The organism is Helicobacter pylori FD535 (assembly GCF_000296015.2).
Classification (GTDB): Bacteria; Campylobacterota; Campylobacteria; order Campylobacterales; family Helicobacteraceae; genus Helicobacter; species Helicobacter pylori_CT.
Window position 1 is genome coordinate 1 of the sequence record NZ_AKHP02000042.1, and the last position, 7790, is coordinate 7790.

Here is a 7790-nt window from a genome sequence, read left to right on the forward strand (position 1 = left end):
CCAACCACTAGCAGGGTGTTATTTGATTTTTGCAAAAGAGCCAGAATTTTTTCATAAGTTTCTGAATTGATGCCCGCTTCTTCAAGCAACCAATAAGTGGTTTTGGTAGGGACTTCAATGCTTTCTTTTTTAACCTCTGTCTTGTTTTCTTCTTGATTTTCTTCTTTTGAGAGAGCTGCTTCTGTTTTATCCTCTTCTTGATTTTCTGCCTTATTTTCTCCAACACTGCACCCTTGCTCGGCTTGTTCTAAAGCTTTTTTTCGCTCTTCTTCTAAGGCTTTAAGAGCCGTTTCATCTACAATATTTTGCTTGGAATCTTCTAAGCTTTTTAGAGCCGTGCTTTCAATGTTAAGCATTTTTAAAAGCATGCCTAAAAGGATTTCTTCAGCCCCCACTTCATGGGTGATGCAAAAAGAGCTTCGGCACAAATTCGCTAACGCGTTATCCTTAATAGGGTGCATAGCGATTAAAGAAGCTTTATTGAGTTTGAGAGCGTTATTGATGGCATAGCGCACCAAAGGGTTTTCTGTTTTGATAGAAGAGCCTATCGTAACGACTAAATGAGAAGTTTTAATCTCTTCAACGCTGGGGCGTTTAACTTCGCCCAACACTTTTAAAAATTGCTGGAAATGATACGCTTCTTGATTGTAGATTTTAAAATCAAGCTCTTTTCTCAAACGCTCTATTAAAAACGCCTCTTCATTCGTAATATCTCCTCCTATCCGCACCGCTTCGCATTCTTTGAGGGCGTTTTGCGCTTCTTTAAGATTGGCGCTGCCTTTAGGGCTAGAGCTCACATCAAAAGCGAAACGGCCTGCCCCACAAATTGGGTTATGGTAAAAATCATTCAGCACTCTAAAAATCTTGTTCTCTTCGCCTAGAGTATCAAAATGGCGCACATCATAAGAAATCAAACACCCGGCCGAGCAATGCGAACAAGTGGAATGGATCTTTTTTAGTTCCCATGCGTTAGCCGTGTAAGCGAAATCTTTATAGCTCAAAGCGCCCACAGGGCATACCGCAATGCATTCCCCGCAATCATAGCAAGGAACGCTGCCCACAAAAGAAATAATGCCTTTTTGCTTACGACTCCACACGCTAAAAGCGTCTTTGGACATGCTGTCTTTAAATTTATCCGGAGCATGCAAATCGGCTTTAGTGGCTTTGAGGTTGTTTTCGCCCACATTGTCCTTGCAAGTGGTTACGCACCTTTCGCACATGATGCACAAATTAGGATCATACAAGGCTTTTGCCCATGAATCTAGGGCTTTAAAATCATCAGCCACCGCATAAGGTTGGTGCTCTACGCCGGTTAAATGCGTCATGTCTTGCAATTCGCACTCCCCACTCTTATCGCACACGCCACACTCTAGGGGGTGGTTGACATCATAAGTTTGCATGATGCTTTTTCTTTCATCCATGAGCGTGGGGGTGTTAGTGAGAATGGTAGCGTTGTTTTTGGCTTTCGTGTTGCAGCTATAAATGCGTTTGCCATCCATTTCAACCATGCACATTTTGCATGCGACTGTGGGCGAGCAACCGCTTAAATAACAAATAGTAGGGATGTAGATCCCAGCGCTCCTAGCGGCCTCTAAAACGCTTTGTCCCTCTTGGCATTCAATTATTTTGCCATTGATATTCATTGTGATCATGAAATTCCTTGAGAGTGGGATAAAATAGGGATATAAGGGTAAGCGTCAAAAAACGCCCCTTCTAAAATCGCAATCAAGCCCTTCAAATGGGGGCTTTCTTCTAACTCGCATTCTAGCGTTTTATTTGAGATTTGAAACCCCGCTTTAGAATGCTGGATCTTGTTAGCGATCTTAAATTGTTTGGAAAAAGATAATTTGGGGGTTTCAAGGCTCTTGTAAGAAACATAGACAAACGAGCCGTTAGCCTCATCCATCCGCTCTAAAAGTTCTAAATCTTTTGATTGAAGCTCTGATTCAAAAGGCAAAACACCCTCTTTAAGGGCTGTTTCTAGAAGCCATTCTTGATCTTTAAAATCATAAAAAGCGGCCGTTACGCTTGAATCGTTGCAAGGGATATGCAAAATTTCTAGGTAATTTTGCAACTCGCTTAAAAGGGTGTATAAAAAAGCGCTATCCGCATGTTTAGTGATTTCTCTGTTTAAAACAAGCACCCTTTTTTTTGCTTTAACAATAAGCGCGATGAGATCTTGTAATTCCTCTTCGCTCATGTTCGCTTCAGAGCTTAAATACCCCACATCTATTTTTTCTAAAACATGCCCTTTTAATTGGGAAGTTTGTTCCAAAATACCCCTTAAAATCAAGGCTAAAATCGCCACTTCCGTGTGGATTTCATACGACGCAAAAAGGCAATTTTCTTGCAAATCTCTTGTATCTTGTAAGGGTCTTAATAGGGCATAGGGGCGTTTTGATTGGTTAATGCTTCCTAAAATCAATCGTTCATTTTCATTCAAACAAGCGTTTGAAAACCCCCCAAACAAAACGAACAAATCGCTTTTTTCTAAAAGGTTTAAGCTATCTTTGGTCATCTTGTAATTGATTTTAAACCCTTTTTGAAGAGATAATTTTTCTAAGCAATAAGCTTCTTTCAAGCTAATTGAAGAGCTTGCGCTTAAGGGAGAATTTAAGAGGTTAAAGCCGCTCAAAATCAAGCCTTTTTTCTCACGACAATCGTCCAATCCGCTTGATTGAAACGCAAAGAATTGAGAAGTTCATGCCCTTTAGATTGGATAAATTCAGCGCTCTTAGGGATATTAGAAAAATCCCCCACTTCAAACATGAAAATAGCGACTTCATTGGGTTGCATTTCTTTTTCAATCAATTCTTCTAAGCGTTCAAAAATATCTGCTTTTAAGGGGCGTAAATCAAAGCGTTTCATCTATCCACCTCGCCAAACACCGCATTGGTTGAGCCAATCACGGTTACCGCATCCGCTAAATATTGCCCCACTAAAATATCGCTCAAAGCCCCAATGTGATAAAAGCTAGGGGCTCTGATTTTTAGTCTGTGAGGGTAAGGCTCGCCCTCTGAATGGATAAAAAACCCTAATTCCCCTTTAGGGCTTTCTGTGGGGGCATACACTTCCCCAACGGGTGGGCGCATGCCTTGAGCCACTAAAACAAAATGTTGCATCAAGGCGTAGTTTTGCGTCATTATATCTTCTTTAGGGGCAGAAATATAATGCGGGTTTTGAGCCATGATAGGCGTATCGGTTTTAGCATACATGGGAATGAGTTGTTCAACGATGCGAATGCTTTCATCAATTTCTAACATATACAAACAATACCGATCATAACTATCGCCATAATTGCCCACCGGCACATCAAAATCAAGCTCTTTATAAAGCTCATAAGGCTCTTCTTTCCTAATGTCATAAGCGATCCCAGTCCCTCTTAACATGATACCGCTCATGCCCCAGCTTTGCGCCATTTTTTGCGTTACAACGCCCACATTTTCCAAGCGTATCCGCCAAATGCGATTCTTATCCAATAAGCCTTGAATGAGTTTTTTGCATTCCCTCATTTCGCCTAAAAACTTTTTTAAGCCTTCTAACCAATTAGGAGGTAAATCCAAAGGCACGCCCCCAATCCTTATAGCGTTGTGCGTGAGCCTAGCCCCGCAATAATCCTCCATCAAATCCAAGCCGTATTCCCTCGTTTTAAACGCATACAAAAACACGCTCATCGCCCCCACATCTAAAGCATGCACGCTGATAAAAAAGATGTGTGAGATCATGCGGTTAAGCTCTAGTAAAATCGTGCGGATCACTTGCGCTCGGCGAGGGATTTCTAAATTGAGTAAGGTCTCTACCGCATAAGCGTAAGCGTAGTTATTGCTGGTAGAAGAAGTGTAATCCAATCTATCAGTAGTGGGCATGTATTCGTTATAGGTCATGTTTTCGCCTAATTTTTCACAGCCTCTATGCAAGTAGCCAATTTCAGGGGTAGCCTTAATGATTTTTTCGCCCTCTAATTCCAAAATCAAGCGCAATTGCCCATGACTACTGGGGTGTTGGGGGCCAAAGTTTAAAATCATTTGGTTGTCGTCATGTTCAAAAATGATGTTTTCAAACTGAGGGTTGAGTTTCGTGAAATTTTGAGCCATTTTATAGCCTCTTTTTTAAGATAGTGGGGGCGATTTTGTGCAAATCTTTGACAAAAGGGATTTTCTTAAACGCATGCTTTTCTTCTACTTCTTTTAATTCTTCACCCTTGCCCTGCTCATAGCCAATTTTTGCAAAATTGAAAGTGTCTTTTTCATCCACTCTCGCGCTGTCTCGTTGCTCTTTGCCCACCACTTCTCGGTATTCTTTGCCAAAAATTTTATCCACTTCATACCATTGAGCGAATTCATCGCCTTTGAGCGGGTAAGAACGCAATAAGGGGTGGCCTACCCAATCATGCGGCATGATAAGGCGTTTCAAATAGGGGTGTTTGTCAAACACAATACCAAGCAAATCATACGCTTCCCTCTCGCTCCAATTAGCCGATCGGTATAAAAAACTCAAAGAATCCACGCTCTCATTAGGCAACAAAACGCATTTCACGCGCACCCTACGGCGGTTCTTGCAGCTATCGCTAAAGCCCACAAATTGATAAAACAATTCAAAATGCCCTTTTTTAGCGCACAAATCTATCGCGCTCATTTCGCTCAAACACTCATAACCCAAATGCCTTAAAGTCGTAGCGACAGAAAAAATATCGTCTTTTTTGATCCAAAACACAGCCGTGTTCGTTTCTATGTATTTGTCTAAAATCTCATGTTTGTAAGAAAGGTGGTTGTAAATGACCTCATAAGCGCTGCCCTCTAAGTATTTTTTAGGGGTGGGTTCTATGATTTTATAGGGGTCATGCTGGCGCGATTGTTTTTGCACATCTTCATAGGGGGATTGTTTTCTTACCATCACACTAACCTTTTAGGAGCGTCTTGTTTGATCGCTTTAGAGCGTCTGATCTTATCTTGTAAAACCATAAGAGCGTATTGTAAAGTTTCTGGGCGCGGTGCGCAACCGGGCAAGTAAATATCCACAGGAACAACCCTGTCTGCTCCTTGAACGGTCGCATAAGTGTTGAACATCCCACCCGTGTTAGCGCAACTCCCCATAGAAATCACCCATTTAGGCTCAGGCATTTGATCATAGAGCCTACGCATAAACTCGGCATGTTTTTTAGTGAGCGTGCCAGCGATGATCATCACATCCGATTGCCTAGGGCTCGCTCTAAAAATCGTGCCAAACCGGTCAAAATCAAACCTTGAACCCCCTGTCGCCATCATCTCAATCGCGCAACACGCCAAGCCATAAGTTAAAGGCCAAAGCGAATTAGAACGCCCCCAATTCAATAATTTATCCAAAGTGCTTAGAACAACCGGTGCTTGTTGCATTATTTCACCTCTAATTTCTGCCAGCTCAAAGCGTTTCGCTTTAAAGCGTAAATAAAACCAATGGTTAGAAAGAAGACAAAGCCTAGCATTTCAATGAGCCCAAACAAGCCTAATTTTTTAAAATCAATCGCCCAAGGAAACATGAAAACGATTTCTACATCAAATAAAATAAAAAGCATGGCCATGATATAGAAATGGTGCGACACCCTATTAGGCTGCTTGAGAGCCACAGGCCCGCATTCATAGGGAGCGAGCTTGAGCTTTTCGCCCTTTTTTTGAGCCATTTTACGGCTTAAAAACCTTTGAATCCTTAAGGTTAAGTTAAACGCCCAAAAGGTGAATACCAACAAAACAAAAACGCCAAAATAGGGGTGATTCAATGCTTCTGTGGCTTGTTGCATCAGACTCTCAAACTCCTTTAATTACTAGCAAATGACAAAGCCAATTAAACCATGTTTTTGCTAATCGTTAGCTGAAAAAATAAAAATTATTTCAACATCTCTTAAGAGGCCATTTCTATGAGTTTGGGCATTAAATCTTGCATGGCATGCACCGCGCTTTCATTAATGCATTGGACATTTTGGGGTAAATGGGCGTTTTTAGCCTTAGGGTCAATGTAATAAATGAGGGCGTCTTTGCTCGCATGCGTGTAGAGGCTAGCGGCCGGATAGACTTGCAAAGAAGTGCCAATGATGATTAAAAGGTGCGCTTGTTTGACTAAAGAAATCGCTTCCTTAAGCAAAGGCACCTCTTCGCCAAACCACACAATATCAGGGCGTAATTGCGATTTGTCTTTAGCCAAGTCGCCTAAATTCAAGTCCTTTTCCCACCTATAAACTAAATTAGGATCTTTTTCGCTGCGAACGCTCAATAATTCCCCATGCAAGTGTAAAATGCGAGAAGAACCCGCCCTTTCATGCAAATCATCTACATTTTGGGTGATGATATGGACTTGATAGTGTTTTTCCAATTGCACTAAAATCTCATGAGCTTTGTTAGGATAAACTTCAAAAAGCTGTCGGCGCCTTTGGTTGTAAAAATCCAACACCTTTTGCGGGTTCTTTTTCCAGCCATAAGGCGAGGCGACTTCCATGATGTCATGCCCTTCCCACAAGCCATCAGTGTCTCTAAAGGTTTTAATCCCGCTTTCTGCTGAGATGCCAGCCCCGCTTAGGATCACTAAATTTTTCATGTTTCCTCCTTGATGATTTCAATATGAGTGCCGCTGAGTTTGTCATGCAAAAAAAACTTAAAAATAAAAGGCGTAACAAACCCTATGAGTAACCCCATGCTCAACACCCACAAAATAAAGCGCCACAAAGCTAAAAAAAAGCCCACTTTTTTGCGGTTGTTTTTGACTAATTTAAACTGAGCGTAACGCATGCCAGGGCTTTGGGATTTAAAAGCAATAAAAAAGCTGTGCGTTAGGGCGTAAAAAAGCAGGCATAAAAAAATCGCGCTCTGGTTTTCCCTAAAATCCTTCGCGCTCCCTAAAATCGCATAAGTCATTATGTAAAGCATGGGGGTGTAAATCATAAAAATATCGGTGATAAAGGCCTTTAAGCGTAAAGAGAGATACAGCCCTTTTAAAGGGCTTTCTAACGCTTGCTTTTTTTTGGGGGTTTTATTTTTTTTGGTTTTTTTAGTTGCCACGACTTCCTGGCTTTATAGCAACGCTGGTAGCGCATAAAGGGCAAGAGCTAGGCTTGTGCATGTCAAAAACAAAATCTTCTAAAGCAAAAAGGGGCAAATGGCTAGGCAAACATGCGCCCTCTTGGGCTTTTAAATGAGAATGAGCGCGCTTGCAAATGCCCCGATTGGCTAGAGCGCCAAAAGCCACGATTTGAGCGCCCTTTTCTTCTAAAACTTTAGCGCATTCCATAGCGGATTTTCCCGTAGTGATAATGTCCTCACACACTAAAATTTTTTCGTTTTTTTTGACCTCAAAACCACGCCTTAACGCCATGATATTATCCACCCTTTCGGTGAAGATAAAACGCACGCCCAAAGCCCTTGCAAGCTCATACCCAGCCAAGATCCCTCCAATAGCCGGCGAGCACACGCATTCAATATCCAAATGGGCTTCTTGGATTTGTTTGGCCAATTCTTTAGCTAATTGTTCGGCCAGTTTGGGATCTTCTAAAACTTTAGCGGATTGCAAATAATAATTGGAATGAAATCCGCTGCTGAGCAAGAAATGCCCCTCTAACAACGCTTTAGCGTTTTGATAACATGCCTTAATATCCATTATTTAGACCTTTAAGATCGCGTCTTCTTTGTTTTTCACGCTTTCATCAATTTTTTTAATGGCTTCATCGGTGATTTTTTGGATCTGCTCTTGGGCTTTTTTGCTTTCATCTTCGCTGATTTCTTTGTCTTTTTCTAATTTTTTTATCTTGTTGTTAGCGTCTTGGCGGG

11 protein-coding genes are annotated in these 7790 nt (G+C 41.6%); all 11 read right to left on the minus strand.

What is annotated here, in order from left to right; genetic code table 11:
• On the minus strand, window positions 1–1652 hold a 1652-nt coding region (locus DV63_RS14670; RefSeq protein ID WP_020982448.1), incomplete at its 3' end, for an NADH-quinone oxidoreductase subunit G.
• Window positions 1649–2635 carry a hypothetical protein gene (locus DV63_RS14675; RefSeq protein ID WP_000012645.1) on the minus strand — a complete coding sequence of 329 codons (987 nt, stop codon included), beginning with the start codon at window positions 2633–2635 and terminating at the stop codon, window positions 1649–1651. The genes DV63_RS14670 and DV63_RS14675, both read right to left, overlap by 4 nt.
• A gap of 2 nt (window positions 2636–2637) precedes the next feature.
• Window positions 2638–2868, minus strand: a complete 231-nt coding sequence (locus tag DV63_RS14680; protein WP_000819164.1) for an NADH-ubiquinone oxidoreductase subunit E family protein — start codon at window positions 2866–2868, stop codon at window positions 2638–2640.
• Complete coding sequence (gene nuoD / locus DV63_RS14685) at window positions 2865–4094, minus strand: NADH dehydrogenase (quinone) subunit D (protein ID WP_000068216.1); 1230 nt, start codon at window positions 4092–4094, stop codon at window positions 2865–2867. The genes DV63_RS14680 and nuoD overlap by 4 nt, the downstream gene beginning before the upstream one ends.
• Window position 4095: 1 nt before the next feature.
• On the minus strand, window positions 4096–4893 hold the full coding sequence (locus DV63_RS14690; protein ID WP_001901061.1) for an NADH-quinone oxidoreductase subunit C: 798 nt from the start codon (window positions 4891–4893) through the stop codon (window positions 4096–4098).
• Window positions 4893–5372 carry a NuoB/complex I 20 kDa subunit family protein gene (locus DV63_RS14695; protein WP_001183511.1) on the minus strand — a complete coding sequence of 160 codons (480 nt, stop codon included), beginning with the start codon at window positions 5370–5372 and terminating at the stop codon, window positions 4893–4895. Before DV63_RS14695 ends, DV63_RS14690 begins: the two co-directional genes overlap by 1 nt.
• Window positions 5372–5773, minus strand: coding sequence for an NAD(P)H-quinone oxidoreductase subunit 3 (locus tag DV63_RS14700; protein ID WP_001183532.1), 402 nt, complete (start codon window positions 5771–5773; stop codon window positions 5372–5374). The genes DV63_RS14695 and DV63_RS14700 overlap by 1 nt, the downstream gene beginning before the upstream one ends.
• A gap of 101 nt (window positions 5774–5874) precedes the next feature.
• Window positions 5875–6564 carry an SIR2 family NAD-dependent protein deacylase gene (locus DV63_RS14705; protein WP_000794001.1) on the minus strand — a complete coding sequence of 230 codons (690 nt, stop codon included), beginning with the start codon at window positions 6562–6564 and terminating at the stop codon, window positions 5875–5877.
• A complete protein-coding gene (locus DV63_RS14710; RefSeq protein ID WP_000201772.1) occupies window positions 6561–7025 on the minus strand; it encodes an RDD family protein in 465 nt (154 codons plus the stop codon). The genes DV63_RS14705 and DV63_RS14710 overlap by 4 nt, the downstream gene beginning before the upstream one ends.
• Window positions 7015–7620 carry an orotate phosphoribosyltransferase gene (pyrE, locus tag DV63_RS14715; RefSeq protein ID WP_000351530.1) on the minus strand — a complete coding sequence of 202 codons (606 nt, stop codon included), beginning with the start codon at window positions 7618–7620 and terminating at the stop codon, window positions 7015–7017. The genes DV63_RS14710 and pyrE overlap by 11 nt, the downstream gene beginning before the upstream one ends.
• Before the next feature lie 3 nt (window positions 7621–7623).
• A partial coding sequence (locus DV63_RS0209395; protein ID WP_031202551.1) for a ribosome recycling factor occupies window positions 7624–7790 on the minus strand: 167 nt, incomplete at its 5' end.

Excerpts from the sequence above, each read along its gene's own strand:
- DV63_RS14690 (WP_001901061.1), bottom strand. The coding sequence starts at position 4,893 with ATGGTAAGAAAACAATCCCCCTATGAAGATGTGCAAAAACAATCGCGC.
- DV63_RS14700 (WP_001183532.1), bottom strand. The coding sequence starts at position 5,773 with ATGCAACAAGCCACAGAAGCATTGAATCACCCCTATTTTGGCGTTTTT.
- DV63_RS14680 (WP_000819164.1), bottom strand. The coding sequence starts at position 2,868 with ATGAAACGCTTTGATTTACGCCCCTTAAAAGCAGATATTTTTGAACGC.
- nuoD (WP_000068216.1), bottom strand. The coding sequence starts at position 4,094 with ATGGCTCAAAATTTCACGAAACTCAACCCTCAGTTTGAAAACATCATT.
- DV63_RS14695 (WP_001183511.1), bottom strand. The coding sequence starts at position 5,372 with ATGCAACAAGCACCGGTTGTTCTAAGCACTTTGGATAAATTATTGAAT.
- DV63_RS14705 (WP_000794001.1), bottom strand. The coding sequence starts at position 6,564 with ATGAAAAATTTAGTGATCCTAAGCGGGGCTGGCATCTCAGCAGAAAGC.
- pyrE (WP_000351530.1), bottom strand. The coding sequence starts at position 7,620 with ATGGATATTAAGGCATGTTATCAAAACGCTAAAGCGTTGTTAGAGGGG.